The organism is Janibacter sp. LM (genome assembly GCF_039631275.1).
GTDB classification, from domain to species: Bacteria; Actinomycetota; Actinomycetes; order Actinomycetales; family Dermatophilaceae; genus Janibacter; species Janibacter terrae.
Window position 1 is genome coordinate 120,442 of record NZ_JBDIVG010000014.1, and the last position, 17,696, is coordinate 138,137.

21 protein-coding genes are annotated in these 17,696 nt (G+C 69.9%); 3 read left to right on the top strand and 18 right to left on the bottom strand.

Features of this window, described 5'->3' with window-relative positions; genetic code table 11:
* Nucleotides 1–136: 136 nt before the first annotated feature.
* The 7 genes from ABC138_RS08970 to ABC138_RS09000 form a co-directional block, all read right to left on the bottom strand.
* On the bottom strand, nt 137–1,591 hold the full coding sequence (locus ABC138_RS08970; RefSeq protein WP_345913447.1) for an aldehyde dehydrogenase: 1,455 nt from the start codon (nt 1,589–1,591) through the stop codon (nt 137–139).
* The gene (locus ABC138_RS08975) at nt 1,588–1,818 is read right to left on the bottom strand and encodes a tautomerase family protein (protein WP_068327578.1); all 231 of its coding nucleotides are present in this window, start codon (nt 1,816–1,818) and stop codon (nt 1,588–1,590) included. Before ABC138_RS08975 ends, ABC138_RS08970 begins: the two co-directional genes overlap by 4 nt.
* 1 nt (nt 1,819) lies before the next feature.
* Entirely contained in the window at nt 1,820–2,608 is a 789-nt protein-coding gene (locus ABC138_RS08980) for a fumarylacetoacetate hydrolase family protein (RefSeq protein WP_338539079.1), read from the bottom strand.
* On the bottom strand, nt 2,605–3,666 hold the full coding sequence (gene dmpG, locus ABC138_RS08985) for a 4-hydroxy-2-oxovalerate aldolase (RefSeq protein ID WP_255218330.1): 1,062 nt from the start codon (nt 3,664–3,666) through the stop codon (nt 2,605–2,607). Before dmpG ends, ABC138_RS08980 begins: the two co-directional genes overlap by 4 nt.
* Nucleotides 3,663–4,637, bottom strand: a complete 975-nt coding sequence (locus tag ABC138_RS08990; protein ID WP_068327585.1) for an acetaldehyde dehydrogenase (acetylating) — start codon at nt 4,635–4,637, stop codon at nt 3,663–3,665. Before ABC138_RS08990 ends, dmpG begins: the two co-directional genes overlap by 4 nt.
* An 11-nt stretch (nt 4,638–4,648) precedes the next feature.
* Nucleotides 4,649–5,443 carry a 2-keto-4-pentenoate hydratase gene (locus ABC138_RS08995; RefSeq protein ID WP_068329284.1) on the bottom strand — a complete coding sequence of 265 codons (795 nt, stop codon included), beginning with the start codon at nt 5,441–5,443 and terminating at the stop codon, nt 4,649–4,651.
* Nucleotides 5,444–5,672: 229 nt separating this feature from the next.
* Nucleotides 5,673–6,491, bottom strand: a complete 819-nt coding sequence (locus ABC138_RS09000; RefSeq protein ID WP_082807682.1) for an IclR family transcriptional regulator — start codon at nt 6,489–6,491, stop codon at nt 5,673–5,675.
* A gap of 65 nt (nt 6,492–6,556) precedes the next feature.
* Here ABC138_RS09000 and ABC138_RS09005 point away from each other — a divergent pair, with 65 nt between their 5' ends.
* On the top strand, nt 6,557–7,318 hold the full coding sequence (locus ABC138_RS09005) for an IclR family transcriptional regulator (RefSeq protein ID WP_068327587.1): 762 nt from the start codon (nt 6,557–6,559) through the stop codon (nt 7,316–7,318).
* A gap of 12 nt (nt 7,319–7,330) precedes the next feature.
* Here the strand turns inward: ABC138_RS09005 and ABC138_RS09010 are convergent, their stop codons facing one another.
* From ABC138_RS09010 to ABC138_RS09035, 6 genes are all read right to left on the bottom strand, one after another.
* Nucleotides 7,331–8,428: a 2Fe-2S iron-sulfur cluster-binding protein gene (locus tag ABC138_RS09010; RefSeq protein ID WP_068327589.1), complete on the bottom strand. Its 1,098-nt coding sequence runs from the start codon at nt 8,426–8,428 to the stop codon at nt 7,331–7,333.
* A 116-nt stretch (nt 8,429–8,544) separates the two neighbouring features.
* Nucleotides 8,545–8,871, bottom strand: coding sequence for a phenol hydroxylase subunit P4 (locus ABC138_RS09015; protein WP_068327592.1), 327 nt, complete (start codon nt 8,869–8,871; stop codon nt 8,545–8,547).
* Nucleotide 8,872: 1 nt separating this feature from the next.
* Nucleotides 8,873–10,441, bottom strand: coding sequence for a YHS domain-containing protein (locus ABC138_RS09020; RefSeq protein WP_068425811.1), 1,569 nt, complete (start codon nt 10,439–10,441; stop codon nt 8,873–8,875).
* Between the two features lie 101 nt (nt 10,442–10,542).
* Complete coding sequence (locus ABC138_RS09025; RefSeq protein ID WP_068327596.1) at nt 10,543–10,857, bottom strand: MmoB/DmpM family protein; 315 nt, start codon at nt 10,855–10,857, stop codon at nt 10,543–10,545.
* Between the two features lie 12 nt (nt 10,858–10,869).
* A complete protein-coding gene (locus tag ABC138_RS09030; RefSeq protein WP_345913449.1) occupies nt 10,870–11,877 on the bottom strand; it encodes a hypothetical protein in 1,008 nt (335 codons plus the stop codon).
* Nucleotides 11,878–11,917: 40 nt separating this feature from the next.
* Nucleotides 11,918–12,370 (bottom strand): hypothetical protein, encoded by a 453-nt coding sequence (locus tag ABC138_RS09035; protein WP_068327599.1) that lies wholly within the window; start codon nt 12,368–12,370, stop codon nt 11,918–11,920.
* Between the two features lie 242 nt (nt 12,371–12,612).
* On the opposite strand from ABC138_RS09035, the gene ABC138_RS09040 reads away from it, so the two are divergent.
* Both ABC138_RS09040 and ABC138_RS09045 read left to right on the top strand, forming a co-directional pair.
* On the top strand, nt 12,613–13,560 hold the full coding sequence (locus ABC138_RS09040) for an AraC family transcriptional regulator (protein ID WP_345913450.1): 948 nt from the start codon (nt 12,613–12,615) through the stop codon (nt 13,558–13,560).
* A 49-nt stretch (nt 13,561–13,609) separates the two neighbouring features.
* Entirely contained in the window at nt 13,610–14,509 is a 900-nt protein-coding gene (locus ABC138_RS09045) for a hypothetical protein (RefSeq protein WP_345913451.1), read from the top strand.
* On the opposite strand, the gene ABC138_RS09050 is transcribed toward ABC138_RS09045, so the two are convergent.
* The 5 genes from ABC138_RS09050 to ABC138_RS09070 all read right to left on the bottom strand — a co-directional run bounded on the left by ABC138_RS09050 (nt 14,496) and on the right by ABC138_RS09070 (nt 17,632).
* On the bottom strand, nt 14,496–14,924 hold the full coding sequence (locus ABC138_RS09050) for a heme-binding protein (protein ID WP_345913452.1): 429 nt from the start codon (nt 14,922–14,924) through the stop codon (nt 14,496–14,498). The two genes, ABC138_RS09045 and ABC138_RS09050, sit on opposite strands and share 14 nt — an antisense overlap.
* The gene (locus ABC138_RS09055; protein ID WP_068327605.1) at nt 14,924–15,853 is read right to left on the bottom strand and encodes a catechol 2,3-dioxygenase; all 930 of its coding nucleotides are present in this window, start codon (nt 15,851–15,853) and stop codon (nt 14,924–14,926) included. The genes ABC138_RS09050 and ABC138_RS09055 overlap by 1 nt, the downstream gene beginning before the upstream one ends.
* 2 nt (nt 15,854–15,855) lie before the next feature.
* Entirely contained in the window at nt 15,856–16,224 is a 369-nt protein-coding gene (locus tag ABC138_RS09060; protein WP_068327607.1) for a 2Fe-2S iron-sulfur cluster-binding protein, read from the bottom strand.
* Nucleotides 16,225–16,352: 128 nt separating this feature from the next.
* Nucleotides 16,353–16,991 carry a TetR/AcrR family transcriptional regulator gene (locus tag ABC138_RS09065; protein ID WP_345913453.1) on the bottom strand — a complete coding sequence of 213 codons (639 nt, stop codon included), beginning with the start codon at nt 16,989–16,991 and terminating at the stop codon, nt 16,353–16,355.
* Nucleotides 16,988–17,632 carry a TetR/AcrR family transcriptional regulator gene (locus tag ABC138_RS09070; RefSeq protein ID WP_068327613.1) on the bottom strand — a complete coding sequence of 215 codons (645 nt, stop codon included), beginning with the start codon at nt 17,630–17,632 and terminating at the stop codon, nt 16,988–16,990. The genes ABC138_RS09065 and ABC138_RS09070 overlap by 4 nt, the downstream gene beginning before the upstream one ends.
* Between the last annotated feature and the right edge of the window lie 64 nt (nt 17,633–17,696).

A 17,696-nucleotide genomic window follows, 5' to 3' on the forward strand; every position in this document is an offset into this window, starting at 1 on the left:
CACGATGCCATAACGACCCGGGGAGACGGCCAATCGTCCGGCTCCGCGGAACGTCGGCGCCCCACGCCGCTGACACGACGAGACTCCCGGACCCGCCCGAGGGCTGGGGTCCGGGAGTCTCGCTCGTCAGGGGGCGTCAGGCGCCGGGGACGCTCCGGTCGATCTGCATGACCACGGCCTTGGGCTCGGTGAAGAACTCGCGGCTGAAGTCGCCCCCTTCGCGGCCGACGCCGGAGTCGCCGACGCCACCGAAGGGCGTGCGCAGGTCGCGGATGAAGAAGCAGTTGACCCAGACCGTGCCGGCCCGCAGGTTGGAGCTGACGCGGTGCGCACGGGAGAGGTTCTCCGTGAAGAGCATCGCGTTGAGCCCGTAGCGGGTGTCGTTGGCCAGGCGGACGGCCTCGGCCTCGGTGTCGAACCTGTTGACGACGACCACGGGACCGAAGATCTCGTCGCAGTACGCCGCGGCGTCGAGCGGGAGGTCCTCGATGATCGTGGGCCGCACGAGCCAGCGCCCGTCCTCGTCGACCCCACCGGTGCGGATGGTCCCGCCGTCGGCCTCGACGCCGCCCACGTACCCCGACACCTTGTCGAAGTGCTTCTTGGACGAGAGGACGGAGAACTTCACCTCGGGATCGAAGGGGTCGCCGATCGTCAGCGCCTCGGCCGCGGCCTGGAAGCGCTCCATGAACTCGTCGTAGATCCCCGACTGGACGAAGAGGCGCGAGCCCGCGAGGCAGATCTGCCCCGAGTTGCGGAAGATCGCCTCGACCGCCCAGTAGACGGCGTTGTCGATGTCCGCGTCGTCGAAGACGAGGTTGGCCCCCTTCCCGCCCAGCTCGAGCGAGACCGGCGCGAGGTGCGTGGAGGCCGAGGCCATGACGGCCTTGCCCGTGGTCGACGAGCCGGTGAAGGTGACGCGGTCGACGCGGTCGTCGGCCGTCAGCGTCGAGCCGGCGGGCGCACCGTGGCCGTTGAGGACGTTGAGCACGCCCGGGGGGAACCCGGCCTCGACCGCGAGCCGGCCGAGCAGGGTGACCGAGGCCGGGGTGTCCTCGCTCGGCTTGATGATGCAGGTGTTGCCCCAGGCGATCGCGGGAGCGATCTTCCACGTCGCCATCATCAGCGGGAAGTTCCACGGCGAGATCGCCGCGACGACGCCGACGGGACCGAACTCGCTGTAGGTGTGGTGCCCGGACGGCATCGGGTAGACGTCACCGGTGTGGTCACGCTGGTGGTCGGCGAAGAAGCGGAAGTTGGCGACCGACCGGCCGACGTCGTGCTTGGCCTGGGCGAAGGGCTTGCCCATGTTGGTCGAGTCGAGCGTCGCCAGCTCGTCGGCGCGCTCCTCCATGAGGTCCGCGAGCCGGTGGATCGCGGCGGCCCGCTCGGGGCGCGTCATCCGCGGCCAGGGGCCCTCGTCGAAGGCCTTGCGGGCGCTGGCGATGGCGCGCTCGGCGTCCTCGGCACCACCCTCGGCGGCCTGGGCGAAGACCTCCTGGGTCCACGGGTTGTAGACGTCGAAGCGCTCACCGCTGAGCGACTCGACCTCCTCGTTGTCGATGATGTGACCGAAGAACTGGTCGCTCATGTCGGGGTCTCCTCGGTGGGGGTGGCGGGCTGCTGCGCGGCGTGCCGCTCGGCGATGGTGACGTCACCAGCGGCGAAGTGGGCGGTGGGGATCTCGGAGACCATGACGCGCACGGCCTCCTTGGGGGCGACCCCGGAGTCGACCATGGCCTGCGTGATCGCCGAGATCATCGACCGGATCGTCTCGGGGCTGCGCCCGTGCGTGAGCGTGACCTGGACGACGGGCACGTCACTCGCCCCCGTTGATCCGCACGGAGCCCAGGGAGGTGAAGTGCAGCGAGATCGAGGTCCCGGGCGTCGCGAAGTACGCGTCGGTCATGCCGCCGGTGAGGACGATCCAGCCGGGCTCGATGGCGTGACCACGCCGGGCGAGGTCGTTGGCCGCGAGCGCGAGCGCCTCGCCCGGGTGGCCCTGGACCGCGGCACCCGTGGCGGAGTCGACGACCTGGCCGTCGACCTCGACGAGGACGGCCTCGGTCGACAGGTCGAGCTCGCTCGGCGGCAGCGACACCGGGCCGGTGACGAAGGCGCCGGAGCTGGCGTTGTCGGCGATGACGTCGCCGGCCGCGAACTTGAAGTCCTTGTACCGGCTGTCGATGACCTCGGCGCCGCCGAGGACCTGGTCGACGGCGGCCATCGCCTGGGCGGCTGTGACGCCGGGGCCCTCGAGCCGCTCGCCCATGACGAAGACGAGCTCGGGCTCGATGCGCGGGTGGATCAGCTGGTCCTGCGGCACGGGGTCACCGGCCGGCAGGATCATGGCGTCCGTGAGCCAGGCGACGAAGGGGGTGTCGACCCCCATGCGCTGCTGCTTGGCCCGGGAGGTGAGACCCAGCTTGATGCCGATGAGCTTCTCCCCGCGGTCGAGGCGGCGCTGCAGGGTGAGGTCCTGGATCTCGTAGCCGGTGGCCACGTCCAGCTCGGGCCACTCGTCGGTGAACTTCACCCGGTCGCGACGCTCGTCCTCGCAGGCCAGGAGCTCGGTCGCGACCGACTCGACGTCCCACTGCGTGCTCATGCAGAGACCTTCTTCCCGTCGCGCAGCTCCAGGGCCACGTCGATGATCATGTCCTCCTGGCCGCCGACGTAGCCGTACTCGCCGACCTTCATGAGGATCTCGTGGGCCGGCACGCCGTAGCGCTCGGCCGCCCGCTCCGCGTGGAGCAGGAAGGAGCTGTAGACGCCCGCGTAGCCCTGGGTGATCGAGGAGCGGTCCATGATCGGCATCCGGCGGATGAAGGGCTTGACGACGTCCTCCGCCGCGGCCAGCACGCCGCTGATGTCGACGCCGGTGCGGATGCCCAGGCGCTCGAAGGAGGTGGCGAGCACCTCGGTGGGGGAGTTGCCGGCACCCGCGCCGAGGGCGCACAGCGAGCCGTCGATCTGACGGGCACCCGCCCGGTAGGCGAGGACCGAGTTGGCCACGCCGAAGGACATGTTCTGGTGGCCGTGGTAGCCGACCTGGGCGTCCTTGCCGACCTCGGCGACGATCGCGGCGACGCGGTCGGAGACGTCCTCGAGGATGAGGGCGCCGGCGCTGTCGACGACGTAGACGCACTGGCAGCCGGCGTCGACCATGATGCGGGCCTGCTTGGCCAGCTCCTCGGGGCCGATCATGTGGCTGAGCATGAGGAACCCGACGGTCTCCATGCCGAGGTCACGCGCGGCACCGAAGTGCTGGATCGAGACATCGGCCTCGGTGCAGTGGGTCGCGATGCGCGCGATCTGGGCACCCATGTTGTGCGCCTCGTGCAGCTTCTCGACGGTGCCCAGGCCCGGGAGCATGAGGACGGCGATCTTGGCCTGGTGCGCCTCGGCGACCGCGGCCTTGATCAGGGACATCTCGTCGACGGCGGAGAAGCCGTAGTTGAAGGAGGAGCCGCCGAGGCCGTCGCCGTGGGTCACCTCGATGACCTGGACGCCGGCGTCGTCGAGGGCGCGGACCGTCGTGCGGACCTGCTCCTCGGTGAACTGGTGGGACATCGCGTGCGAGCCGTCACGGAGGGTCGTGTCGGTCAGGCGGACGTCGACGTCACCGGAGAACTGGGGGATGGGGTGGGTCATCTGGTTGCTCATGCGGGGACCTCCTGGCCGGTCGTGGCGTCGCTGGCGACCCAGCCGGAGTCGACCCCCAGCTTGTGGGCCACCATCATGTCGCCCACACGGGCGGCGGCGGACGTGATGATGTCGAGGTTGCCGGCGTACTCCGGCAGGTAGTCGCCGCGACCCTTGACCTCGATCGGGACGGTGACCCGGGCCATGCCGTTCCACAGGTCGCGGGCGTCGTCGAACTGCGGGTCGGCCCGCAGGTGGTAGCCGGGCACGTACTCCTGGACGCGGGCGACCATCGCGTGGATGGACTCCTCGACGCGGTCACGCAGGGCGCCGGCCTCGGCCGCGGCCTGCGGGATGGCGCAGAAGACGGTGTTGCGCATCATCAGCGGCGGCTCGACCGGGTTGAGGATGATGATCGCCTTGCCGCTCTTGGCGCCACCGACGACCTCGAGGGCCTCGCTCGTGGTCTCGGTGAACTCGTCGATGTTGGCCCGGGTACCGGGACCCGCCGACTTGCTCGAGATCGAGGCGACGATCTCGGCGTAGGGGACGTCGACGACCGACGAGACGGCGGCGACGATCGGGGTCGTCGCCTGGCCACCGCAGGTGATCATGTTGACGTTCATCGCGTCGAGGTTGAAGTCGAGGTTGACCGGCGGGCACAGGTAGGGACCCACGGCCGCGGGGGTGAGGTCGACGGCGAGGATGCCGGCCTCGGCGTACTTCGGCGCGTTGGCCTCGTGGGCCTTGGCGGAGGTGCACTCGAAGACGACGTCGGGCAGCTCGTCCTGGGCGAGGAGCCAGTCGACGCCCTCGTGGCTGGCCTCGAGGCCGAGGGTCTTGGCGCGGCGCAGGCCGTCGCTGCTGGGGTCGACGCCGACCATCCAGCGCGGCTCGAGGACCTCCGAGCGGCGCATGAGCTTGAACATCAGGTCGGTGCCGATGTTGCCGGGGCCGACGATCGCGGCAGTTCCCTTGGTCCGGGTGGTCATGGGTGCACCTTTCACTTGTCTGCGAACACGGCGGTGACGCTGCCGAGACCACCGAAGGTCGCGGTGAAGACGTCGCCCGGCGCGACGGGAACCATCGAGGTGACGGACCCGGGGAGGATGACGTGGCCGGCCTCGAGCGTCGTGCCGAAGGCACCGACGGTGTTGGCCAGCCACACGAGGCTGGAGATGGGCGAGCCGAGGACGGCGCCGCCGGCGCCGGTCCCGACGACCTGGGAGTTGCGGGAGAACACGCAGCCGGTGAGGCGCAGGTCGACGTCGGTGAGACGGGTCGGCGTGCTGCCGAGGACGAAGCCGCCGGAGCTGGCGTTGTCGGCGATCGTGTCGACGAGGGTGATCTTCCAGTCCGCGACGCGGCTGTCGACGACCTCGAGCGCGGGCAGGACGTAGTCGACGGCGTCGATGGCCTGGGTCAGGGTGACGCCGGGCCCGGTCAGGGGCTTGCGCAGGACGAAGGCGATCTCGGGCTCCACCCGCGGCTGCAGGTAGGTGTCGAGGGCGATCGGCTGGTGCTCCAGGTGGGCGAAGTCGTCGGTGAGGTGGCCGAAGTCCGGCTGGTCCACCCCGAGCTGCTTCTGCATCGCCAGCGAGGTGAGCCCCACCTTGTGGCCGATGATCGTGCGGCCGGCGTCGGTCCAGGACCGCACCTGCTCGAGCTGGATCGCGTAGGCGTCCTCGACGGTCAGCCCGTCGAACTGCTCGGTGAGGGGGGCCGTGGGACGGCCGGTCTCGTAGGCCTCGAGGAGGACCCGGGCTGCCCGGGACCGGACGTCTGTGCTCTCTTCCATGGTGGTCACGCTAGGACTGTCCTTCGCTGGTCGGGGCGTACGTTCCCGCGGAGGGAACGCACTCGGTCGTGATCTCCCCTTCGCCCGCATTGCCCTAGGGGAATGCACGATCTGGGGGCCGTTCGTCTGCATTGCCCTAGGGGAATGCAGGGTCTGGTCTGCATTGCCCTAGGGGAATGCAGGGTCTGGTCTGCATTGCCCTAGGGGAATGCAGCGGTCGGGGCACGGCTCAGGTCGTCTGGTACGACTTGGCGATGCGGTTGGCGGCGGCGGTGAGCAGCGGGACGACCCGCCGCACGTCCGCCTCGATGAGGGGCGTCGGGCCGAAGACCGACAAGGAGCCGATGGCACGCCCCTGGGAGCGGATCGGGACGGCGACCGAGCTGGCCCCGGCGATGGAGCCGGAGTGCAGCACCGCATAGCCGCGCTGGCGGACCACGCCGAGTGCCTCCTCCCACTCCTCGACCCGACGCACGGTGCCGCGGGTGCGGGGCGGGAAGCCGGCCTCGCGACGGGCGCGGTCGACGTCGGGGTTGAAGGCCGCGATGGCCAGGCCCGAGCTGACGCAGTGGGCTGCCTGCCGCCGCCCGCTGTGCCCGAGGATGCGCACGCCGTCGACGGACTCGATGCGCTCGATGAAGACGACGTCGCCTCCGTCGGGCACGCCCAGGTTGACGGTGTGCCCGGTCTGCTCGGCGACGGCCTGCATGACAGGCAAGGCTGCATGGCGCAGACCGTTGCGGGCGTGGGAGAGCATCCCGAGGTCGTAGAGGTGCAGGCCGAGACGGTAGAGGCCGTTGGCGTCCTGCTCGACGAAGCCGCGACCGGCGAGGGTGGTGAGCACCCGGTGGGCCGTGGACTTCGCGACGCCGAGGCGACGGGCGACGTCCGAGACCCCGAGCGCGGAGTCGACGGCGAAGCACTCGAGGACGTCGAGCGCGGTGCCGACCGAGCGCAGCCCGCCGCCGGCCGCCCGCTTGGGGGTCGAGGTGCAGTAGGCGTCCTCGACGGTGGCGTGGGGGTGGGGGTCGTGCGTCGCGGTGGTCATCTTCGTCCACCCTTTCTCTGCGTCGGTGAGTCCACTGTCGCCCTCGGATGGGGCATGATCAAGGAGTGCGTTCCGATCAACGAAACGACCCCCCTTCGTCCGTCGTCGGCCGGATCACGTCGATCCTCACCGTCATCGAGGAGGCGCCCGGCCCGGTGGGCATCAGCGAGATCGCCGGTGCCACGGGGCTGGCGAAGGGGACGGTCCACCGCCTCGTCGCGCAGCTGGTCGACGAGCGCCTCGTCGAGCGCCACGAGAACTCCCGGCTGTCGCTCGGGGTCCGGCTCTTCGAGCTCGGCACGCACGTGCCGCTGCCGCGCACGCTCGCCCAGGCCGCGCTGCCGCTCATGGTCGACCTGCACCAGGCGACCGACCGCCAGGTCCACCTCGCGGTCCTCGACGGCGTCGAGGTCGTCTACGTGGAGATCGTGCGCGGCGGCCTGCCCCTCTCCTCCAGCATCGGGGGACGTCTCCCGGCGCACGCGACGGGCGTCGGCAAGGCCCTGCTCGCGTACTCGCCGCGGGCCGTCGTCGCGCAACGGGTCGAGGCCGGCCTGACGCCGATGACGCGGCACACGATCGTCACGGCGCCAGGCCTCGAGCGGGCGCTGCGCGACATCCGCACCAACGGCACGTCCTACGACCACGAGGAGTCCCATCTCGGGGTCTCGTGCGTCGCCGCACCCGTCTTCGGCGCGGACAAGAAGATCCGCGCCGCACTGTCCGTGACGGGGCAGACCCAGCTGATGGACCTGCCCCGCCTCGGCGTGGCCGTGCGCACCGCTGCCTTCACGCTCTCGCGGCAGCTGCGGGACGCCGGCCTGTAGCGCACCGTCGGCTCAGCGCTTGATGAGCGGACTCTTCAGGCCTGTGGAGTTCTTGTCCGACTCGTCGAAGAAGTCCTCGCGGAAGATGTCCCGGGGGAAGAGGCGTCGGCTCATCAGGGTCTTCAGGGCCGCGTCGACCATCTGCGGCGGGCCGCAGAGGTAGCCGCGGCAGCCGGAGAGCTTCGCGTGGTCGGCCTCGATGACATCGGTGACCATGCCGAAGGCGTAGTCGTCCGGGTCCTCGCCGTCGGCCTCGACCTGCTCGGGGGTCTCGTCGGAGAGGCAGGGCCGGTAGGTGAACTCGTCGTACTCGTCGGCGAGCGCCCGGAAGACGTCGACGTCGTAGAGGTGGGCTCGGGTGCGCCCTCCGGCGTAGAGGGTGAGGTCTCCCTCGTACTCGCCCGCCTCGAGGGCGTGCCGGACCATCGACTTCAGCGGCGCGACACCCGTGCCGCCGCCGACGAGGATCGCGTGCTTGTCGTCACCCGTCTTGAGCACGAAGCGCCCATAGGGCCCCGACAACCGGACCTCGTCCCCCGTCGCCAGGGTGGAGAAGACCCAGCCGTCCGTCCCGCGCCCGCCGGGCACGTTGCGGATGTGGAACTCCAGCCGGGAGCTCTCTCCGGGGGGCGAGCCGATCGACCACGTGCGGTCGCACGGCTCGGCCCCGCCCGCGCCGGGCACGGTGAACTTCATGTACTGGCCCGCGTTGAAACCGATCTCACGATCGAGCTCGACGACGAGCCGCTTGGTGTCCTGCGCGATGTCCTCGAGGACGACGACGGTGCCCGTGTAGTCCTCGACCGGGTGCACCTCCATGTCCTCGTCGACGTCGAGGTCGGCCTCGATCGTCACGTCCCCGCGGGGCTTCGCGCAGCAGGTGAGCAGCTTGCCCTCGTCCCGCTCGAAGTCCATGAGGGCGAAGGAGCTCGCCTCGCCCAGGTCCACCTCGCCGTCGAGCTTGTCGACCTTGCAGGTCGCGCAGGTGCCGTGGGTGCAGCTGTGGGGCAGCCACACCCCCGCCCGCAGGCAGGCGTCGAGGATCGTCTGGTCCTCGTCGCACTCGACCTCGCGGCCGACGGGTTCGACGGTGATCGTGTGGGTGGTCATGGGTCTCTCCTCGAGCGGGACGAAGGGGGGAGCTGACGGCTTGTGCGGGAGGTCTAGGAGACGACGATTCCCCGGAGCGCCACGCAGGAGCGCCTCAGGGAATCGTCGTCTCCACCTCAGGCGGCCACGCGAGTGCCGATGACGTCCTTGTGACGGACGCCGAGCTCGGCGAGCGTCTGGTCGTCACGCGGCTCGAAGGGGGCGCCGTGCAGCGTCCACGTGCGGGGAGCAGCGGGGTCGTAGTCGGGGTCCTCCTCGGCGAAGGGCACGAACATCTGGTCCCGGAAGTCGGCCCAGGTCATCGCCCTCGGTGCCCGGAACATCGCCGGGGAGGCGAACCACATCGTGTCCTGGAACCACACGGAGACGAGCTGGTCGTCGCCGTAGAGCTCCTGCCGGGAGCGGGAGGGGAAGTCGTACGCACCCATGCTCTTGAGCGCCATGTCAGGCACCTGCCTTCGTGTCGTCGGGGGTGGCGGTGTCGGCTGCGGCCTCGTCGTGCCAGGCCTGCCAGTTGCGGTGGTCGCGCGATCCGATGTACTCACCGGCGTCGCCGTCCTGCAGGCCGTACCACTCGAGCACCTCCGGCACGGTCGGACCCCCGCAGTTGCCCTGGTAGATCTGGTGCACGGGCAGCCAGGCCTGGCGGTACTTCTCCGGCTCGCGCTCGAAGATCCACTGGCAGCCGTTGGAGCAGGTGTGGTAGATCTCGCCCTCGAACTCGGACTCGCGCTGGGCGAAGGTGGTCGCGTCGCCGGGCTCGGTGAAGAGCATCGGCACCTGGCAGACCTGGCACAGCTGGGGCAGGCCCGGCGCGAAATGCCGTCCGCCGGCCTCGATGTTCTTCTTCTCCTTCTCCCAGAGCGGTCGGTAGTGGGTGTCGAAGGTGTCGGGGTAGGCCTGCGAGAGCCAGTCCATGTGCTCGTCGCTCGGAACGCTCGTCGTGAAGGCGGCCGCGAAGGAGAACTGGTAGAGGGTCCAGTACACCTGGTGGGAGAGGATGTCCTTCTCCTTGATGGCGTCCTCGACGTGGCGCGGAGGCGTGATGCCGTAGAAGGCGAGGTCCTCGAAGAGGCCACCGAGCATCTGCTCCTCGAAGTACAGCTCGAAGGACTCCTTCCAGCTCATGACCTTGCGCGGGAGCATGTAGTCGAGCATCTGGGCGACGAGTGCGGTGACGCGGTAGGAGCGCCAGAACCACTTGTCGATCCAGCCCTGGACGATCGGGACGTTGGCCTCGTCCTGCTCGAGGAGGAACTTGATCGCCTCGAGGCCCAGGGTCATGTGCCGCGACTCGTCGGACTGCGCCGAGAAGCCGAAGGTCATCGTCGGCAGGTCGCCGTTGAAGGACGACCCGGACATGAAGGGCACGAAGAGCAGGTTGGTCAGCAGGTACTCGAAGGAGAAGCCGATCGCGATGAGGAACTCGAAGGGCCCGCAGGACAGTGCGTCCTCCATGAAGCTCTTGGGCACCGACAGGTACCAGACCCGGTCGTACTGCTCCGGCCAGTTGTGCAGGCCCGAGTAGTACTTGTTGTAGTTGGACAGGGTGTGGATCTCGGTCTGCATGTGACGGATCTCGTCGATCGACTGGCACAGTGCCGCAAACCGCGGGCCGGGTCCGGCGAAGTGCCGCGCCAGGTAGGCGAAGTGCCGGTGGGCGCCGTACTCGAGCGGGGTGACGCCCTGGATGAAGATCTTCATCGCGTTGAGGTAGCTCGCATCGGTCAGGCCGAGGTGGCCCTGCCCCTGCGCGAAGCCGTCGAGGACGGCGTAGAGGCGCTTGTCCTTTTCGGCCTGGTACTTGCAGTAGGCGTCGATCGTCAGGCGGAAGGGGTCCTCCCAGGCCGCCCAGTCGTGGATCTTGATGCCCTCGTAGTCGAGGTGCGGGAACATCTCGTCCTTCTCGACGTAGGACGGCTCCCAGTCGAGGCCGCGGGTGAGGGCCTCGTAGCGGGCCTTCATCGACAGCTTCTTGGCCTTCTTCGTCTTCTTCTCCGGTGCAAGTGTCATCGTGGGTCTCTCCTGTGGTCAACGGTGGTCGAGGTGTGAGGGCGCCGGGCGCCCGAGCCTCGAGACCTGATGCGGTCGGTTGGTCTGTCTGTCTGTCTGTCTCAGTGGTCCCAGGCGATGACGATCTCGTCGTCGTCCCACTCCTGGATGTTGCCGAAGTAGCTGACGATCGCCATCTGGAACTCGTGCGTCTCCCACTCCCGGCCGACCTTCTCCTCGACCGTCTCCTGGTTGATCACGATCCGTCCGGGGGCGGTGATCCGCACGAGGCCGGGGGTGTGCATGACGGTGCACCCGGGGTTGTCGGCCTCGATGGCCTCGATGACGGGCCTGTTGTTCTCCGACTCCTGGATGACGACGCCGACGTCGCGGACACCCTTCGTCTGCGGATCGTCTGCCGTGGTCTGCTCCTGCATGGCGCTCTCCTCTCAGGCGGCCGCGCCGGTGTGCGCAGCGCGCACCTCGGCGGCGGTCGTGGTGATCCGGTCGACGGCCGAGCTACCGCCGAGCAGCTCGTCGATGCGGGCGGCGAAGGGGGTGACGACCTCGAGCGCCGTGTCGACGGCGGCCGCACCGTGCTCCGCGAGGAGGGCAGCATTGGTCGCACCGAGCTCGGGGTCCTCGCGCCAGGCCGTGTACAGCGCGTCGATCCACCTGCGGTTGTCGGCGAACCAGCTCGCCATGTGCTGCGCGACGAGCGAGTAGGCCGGCGCACCGCTGACGACGGCCTGGTCATCGAGGTGCTGGTACAGCAGGTCGTACACGAGCCGGTCGACGGCGTCGAGACGCAAGAGCGCCAGACCCCAGTCGGTCTCGACGATGGTCTCCTCGGCCATCCGGCGCAGCCCCTGCAAGGGCGCGTCCTGCAGCCAGTGCTCCTTGGCCCCGGCGAGCAGGTCCGCCGTGCCGCCGCCGAGGGCGATGCCGACCCGGCTGAGGACCTGAGCGTTGCCGACCCGGTCGAAGGCAGAGTAGGCAGCCGCCTGGGTCACCGTTGCGCCCCAGCCGAAGCGGGCCATCCCGCAGAGGATCAGCTGGCCGGCGCTCTCGAGGTGCCGCAGGGGCAGCACGAGCTCGGTGAGGACGCTGCGCCAGCCGTCGGGTAGACGCTCGAGCAGCCCACGGGCCTCGATGTACTCGAGCGAGGTCGCGAAGGCCTCGTGGTGGCCGGAGCGGGCGGTGACGTAGGGGGCGTAGTAGAACTGCCGCGGGTCGAGGTAGCTGTAGGCATCGGTCAGCCGGAAGACGCTGTAGGAGTCGTCGAAGATCTCCCGCGTCGGGTCCCACGTCGGGCGGTACTGGAAGTGCTCCTTGGGCTGCACGTCGATGCTGCCCTCGAGGTAGCGCGAGGCCGGCTTGTCGCCATAGCGCTTCGCGATGTGGGTGAAGGTCTGCCGCTGGGGTTCGATGACCTGGGTCTTGAGCTCGTACTGCACTGGACGTTCTCCTTGGTCTGGTGGGCTGGCGAAGGGGGAGTCAGCTCGGCTGCGCGGTGCGCGTCGCCTGCGTCGGGGCGGTCTCCAGGAGCCGGACGAGCAGATCCGGCAGGGCGTCGGGACCGTCGAGCTCACGCTCGTCACCCCCTTCGTCGAAGGTGCCGACGAGACGACCGACCGCTCGGCCGTCGGCGAAGGTCGTGGAGCACCGGGCACCGGCGTCACCGAAGGTCACGGTGAACGCCAGCTCGTTCGGGAGGGTCTCGTCGACGAGGCCGAGATGCTCGCGCTCGGACCCGAGGACGGCATTCGCCTCGCAGACGTACTGCTCGGCGAGCGACCGCAGGGCGACGTGCCGGTCGGCGCCGGTCCCGGTCGCCACCCGCTCGCTGATCCGGGTCCGCGGCACGGTGGACGGCCCCTGGGACAGCTGGCCCAGGTGCTGATGGGGCGTGCCGACGAGCTCGGCGACGCGCGTCATGAAGGGCGTCATGGCACCTCTCCTCGATGATCCGGGGACGAGGAGCGAGGTCCGCCCCACCACCCCGGCGTGGTCTGTCGTGGAGGCAACGTAGGCCGGGTGTGGCGCCCGCCACGATCCGATGAGCGCAGTCGCTGTCCGCTCGGCGCAGGCACCCGTCAGCACATCGTTGTTCCCCGCTGCGGAACGCCACCGGCCCCGTCGCCCTGGCGGGTCATCATCAAACGATCACGGATGATCGCGAGAGGAGTGCGATGAGGCACCTTCTGCAGTCGGCACCCCGGTTCGAGGACTGGGAGGGGGTGCACGACGCCCTGTCCAATGCCTATTTCCCGCACGCGATGCACCCCAAGGCCGTGTCCGGGGCTGCTGCCTCGGGCATCGAGGTCGTCGACCTCGACAGCTGCCGGCTGGCCCGCATCAAGTTCGGCGCGACCGTGGGGATCGACTCGGACCACCCCGGTGCCGTGGCAGTCAACATCCCGCTGAGCGGTCACCTCGCCTCCCGCATCGGCAGCATGAACTACGACGCCGCACCCGGTCGGGCCACGGCCTTCCCGGCCGACACCCCCGCACACATGCCGGCCTGGGCTCCTGACCTCGTCGTCCTCGGCCTGCGCATCGACAGCGCGCACCTGCACCGTGAGAGCGAGCGGGTCTTCGCCCGCAAGGGCGTGCGGTTGCCGACCGACATCGACCTGCGCACCCCGGCGGGGGCTGCGTGGTTGCGGATGGCGCGCACGACCTTCGACAACGCCCGCGACTGCGGCGGCGTCCTCTACCGCGACCCACAGGTCGCCGACTCCGTGGCGAGCATGCTCGTCACGGGGCTCCTCCTCGCGGCCGTGCCCGAGGAGCCGACCGGGCGCGAGATGCTGCGCCCCCGACCGGTGCACCGGGCCATCGCGGCGATGGAGGCCGACCCGGCGCGGGCCTGGACCCCGGCCGACCTCGCGGAGATCGCGGGGGTGAGCGTGCGACGGCTGCAGCAGGCCTTCCGCGAGCACGTGGGCACCACCCCCTTCGCCCACCTGCACGACATCCGCCTGGAGCGGATCCACGACGACCTCTCGCACGCTCGTGGTGGCAACGTCACCGACGTCGCGCTCGCGTGGGGCGTGACCCACCTGGGTCGCTTCGCCGCCGCCTACCGGACGCGCTACGGCGAGCTGCCGAGCCGCACGCTGGCCACCGCCAGCTGACCGGCGCCGGTCGCAAGACCCCGGGACCAGCCCACCTACACTCGGCGCCATGTCGAGGCATCAGGACACGGTTGAGGACTTCGAGGTCAGCGCAGGCATCCTCGTCGACGCTCTCAGCGACGCGCAGGTCGAGCGTTACGTGGGGACCCGGGACCGGTCCGTTGCCCGGCGGGCGCTCGCCGCGGACCGCCGACGGTCCGGCAGCATCCGGCCCGCCGACACGGAGCTCCCGGAGGCGATGCGTGAGGAGCTGCGCGAGGCGACCGAGGTGGCCGAGATGGCGCTCGGCCCGGTGTGGCGGCTGTGGCGGGTCGTGACCGGGACCCTTTTCACCATCAGCGGCTGGGTGTTCCTCGGGTGCGGGCTCCTGGCCGTGCTCACGGGCCTCGTCACCGGCGGCTTCACCCGCGTCTTCCGGGCGTGGGACGGGTGGCGGTGGCGCTTCGACGATGTCGCCACCGACTCGGTCACCGGGGTGCTGCTCCTGCTCAGCATCGCGGGACTCGTGCTCGCCGTGCTGACGGTGCTCGTCCTGGGGATCACCGAGAGCCTCGGTGCACGTCGCGTGCGCCCCGCCCTCCTGGACTGGGCCGCGGGGCGTCCGGGCCAGCTCGGCCGGGGCCTTCCAGCGCTCACCGGTTCGGGTTCCCTCGGCTCCGTCGGGCGCCGCCTGCTCGTCGTCGTCCTCATCATCGGGGCGACGAGTGCCGCCTTCGCCGTCCCGGTCTCCGGCGTCGTGCTGCTGACGAGCCTGCTCGGGTTCGAGCTCGAGTGGTTCCTCACCTGCCTGGCCTTCTTCGCCGCTTCCCTGCTGCTGGGCTGGTTGATGCTCCGCCTCGGGCGGTACCTCCTGAGCGACACCCCCGAGCGGCAACGCACGCGGGCCTTCGCCTGGCGATGGAGCGAGGTGCGCGACCTCACCCACCGACGGCGGATCAGCCGGAGCTGACCGCCCCGGCCCCGGCGGACGCGACCTGCGCATCCTCCTCGGCAGAGCCACCCGAGGCGCCGATCGCGCCCACGAGCTCGCCGTCGACCGTGATCGGGACACCACCGCCGAAGGCGGCGACCCCCGGACGGTTGCCGATCCCGCGGATCACCGCGTCCTCGCCGGCCAGTGCCTCGTAGAGGCCCGCGGTCGGCGCGCCACCGAAGCCGACGCTCGTGCACGCCTTGTCGATGGCGATCGGACCGGAGTGGACGAAGGCGCCGTCCATCCGGGCGAAGGTCAGCAGCGCGCCACCGGTGTCGACGACGGCGATGTTCATCCGCAGGCCGTGCTCGGTGGCGTACGCCAGGGCAGCGGCGAGCGCCGCCCCGGCCCCCTCGAGGGTCAGGACGGCGCTGCGTCGGGTGTGGCTCATCAGGTCAGGACGGTGGTGAAGCGCTCGTTGAGCTCACGCGCGTGGTAGAAGATGCCCTGCCCGATCTGGTCAACCGTCCAGACGTTCGTCGGGCGGTCGGGGAAGGCCAGGTACCCACCGGCGAAGACCTCGTTGCGGTTGCCGCTCGGGTCGAAGAAGTACGTCGTCTGACCACGGGTGATGCCGTGGCGGGTCGGCGTGACGTCGACCGCCACGTCGTCCATGGTGAACAGGTCGGCCGCGTGCCCTACCTGGCTCCAGTCGTCGAGCCTGAACGCGAAGTGGTGCAGCTTGCCCTGCGGGCCCCCGATGACGGCGAACTGGTGGATCTGGTTGTTCGACGTCAGCCAAGTGCCGGCGAGCTCGTGGTCGTCGTCGAGACTCGTCTGGATGCGCTCGGTCGCGTAGAAGTCGAAGACGTCCATGAGCATGCGCTCCATCGTCTTGGGGTCCTCGCAGGTGACGAGCGAGTGGTCCAGCGCGGGGACGCCCACACCGACGAGGTGACGGGGGAAGGGGTCGGGGTTGTGCGTGCCGACCTCGGTGCCGATGGCGGTCTGCGAGTGGTAGACCTCGAAGACGTGGTCGCTCGGGGTGACGAAGCGGATGCCGTCGCCGACCTCCGGGTTCTCCCCCTTCGACATCCGCTCGACGGACACGCCGAAGGTCTTGGCCTTGGCCTCGATGTCATCGATGTCGCTCTCGTGCTCGACCTTCCAGCCGTACTTGACGACGCCGACGCCACCCTCCTCGAGCACGACGGAGTGGTGGTCCCACTCGTCCCAGCCCTTATAGAAGACGCGCTTGTTGCCCTCCGGGGAGACGTCCTCGAGGGTCTCGTACAGCCCCAGGGTCGACGCGTAGTGGTTCTTGGCCTCGGTCATGTCGGTGACACGCACGTGGGCGTAGCCCATTCGCATGATGCCCATATCTACTGCTCCTCCGGGAGGGTTCGCTCGGGCTTGACGCGCTCGCGCTTGGCGGCGTTGATCTGGCCGAGCAGGGGGTTGACGAGGCGCAGGGACGCGTCTCGCATCTGGATCGTCAGGTCGACGTCGGGGACCGCACGGCAACTCAGGCAGGTGCCGTCGGTGCGTTCCTCCTTCGTCACGACCGAGTCGGCCACGGGTCGGTTGTACGTGAAGGAACCCTCGAGCACGTCGATCTTGCAGATACCGCAGCCGCCGCGTCGGCAGCCCACCGTGTAGGCGTAGCCAGCCTTCTGCAGGCCTGCCAGCACTGTGTCGTCGGGCGAGACGTGGATCTCGGTCCCCGACGGCTGCACGATGATCGTCGTCACCGAACACTCCTTCGTGGTCGCTCACGAGGCAACTGCGCCCCGTACCACGACTCTCTCCCATCGGCAGGGCGAAGGGGTAGACCGTTCCCCTGCGCGGAACGACGACGGCGCCAAGGCGTCGCGTCCGGTCAGGGACGCCCGCCGGTCCCGATGGCCTCGCGGATGACGGTCTGGATCATCGGGAGGAAGAGGTCGATGACCTCCGCGGCGGCGAAGTCGTCGAAAGCCTCGCCGGCGACGACGAGACCGTCGGACAACGCCCGGAAGAGCACGGCGAGGTCCATCGTCAGCTGCGGGTCGCCGACCTGCCCCAGGGCCCGCTCGAGCCAGACGATGAGCATCGTCAGGGCCTGGGCGCGCACGTCGAGGTAGGCCTGCCGGGTCTGGTGGGTGTCCTCGCCCGTCTCCAGGAGCACCTGCATGCCGATGTTCATGAAGCTCGGCCGCTGCCGCAGGGTCTCCTCCGAGGCCCGCAGGATCAGCCCGACGTGCTCGAGCACGTCGCCGGGTTGTGCTCCCCACCCGGGCGACTCGGCGAGCCAGCGCGCGAAGCTGGTGCGCACGACCTCGGCGAAGAGGGCGTCCTTGTCGCTGAAGTACCAGTAGAGGCTCGAGACCGGCAGCCCGGAGCGCTTGCAGACGGCGGCGATCGTCGCGCCGGTGACACCACGCTCCCGGGCGACCTCGGCGGCGGCGACGAGGATCCGGTCACGGGAGGCCAGGCCCGGGTCCTTGGGGTCGGCCGCGCCGGTCGGCCTGCCGCTCATCGGGCCCACCCCAGCTCGCGGAGATGGGCCGACCAGCCCATGGCGAGCAGCGAGGTGAGGCGCCGCACGTCCTTGGGAGAGCTGGAGCGGACGTGGACGAAGAGCCCGTCCATGAGCACCATGTGGGTCCGCGCGACGCGCTGGGCGGCAGCGAGCCGCGCGCTCTCGTCGGGGAAGGCCTCGGGGAGGAGCACCTCGGTCCACCACCTCGCCATCGCGTCCTCGGTGTCACGGCGCACGTCGAGGTAGCGCGCGCGGGCCTCGGGCTGCTTGACCCGCTTCTGCAGGGTGAGCAGCAGGCCGAGCTGCCAGAACTGAGGGGTGTCGACGAGCGACTGCGCGGCGCGCTGGAAGCGCTGCTCGACCCGCTCGCGCAGGTCCTCCGGCTCGGCCCGCTCCACCCACGTCGGGGCGGTCGGGCGCCACTGACGGTACGAGTACTCGAGGGTCGCCGCGAGCAGCTGGTCCTTGTTGCCGAAGTGCCAGTAGATCGAGCTGGCCGGCAGGCCCGTGCGCTCCACCACCTTGGCGACCGTCGTGCCGTCGTAGCCTGAGGTCGCGGCGATCTCCAGCGTCGCCCGCAGGATCGACTCCTTGGACTCCTCGCCCTGCTTGTGGACGCGGTCGGTCTTGCGCGGCATGCCACCCCCTCGGGTCTCGTTCGGTCCGCCTCGAGCAGGGCCGGTGCTGGAAGCGATCCTACAG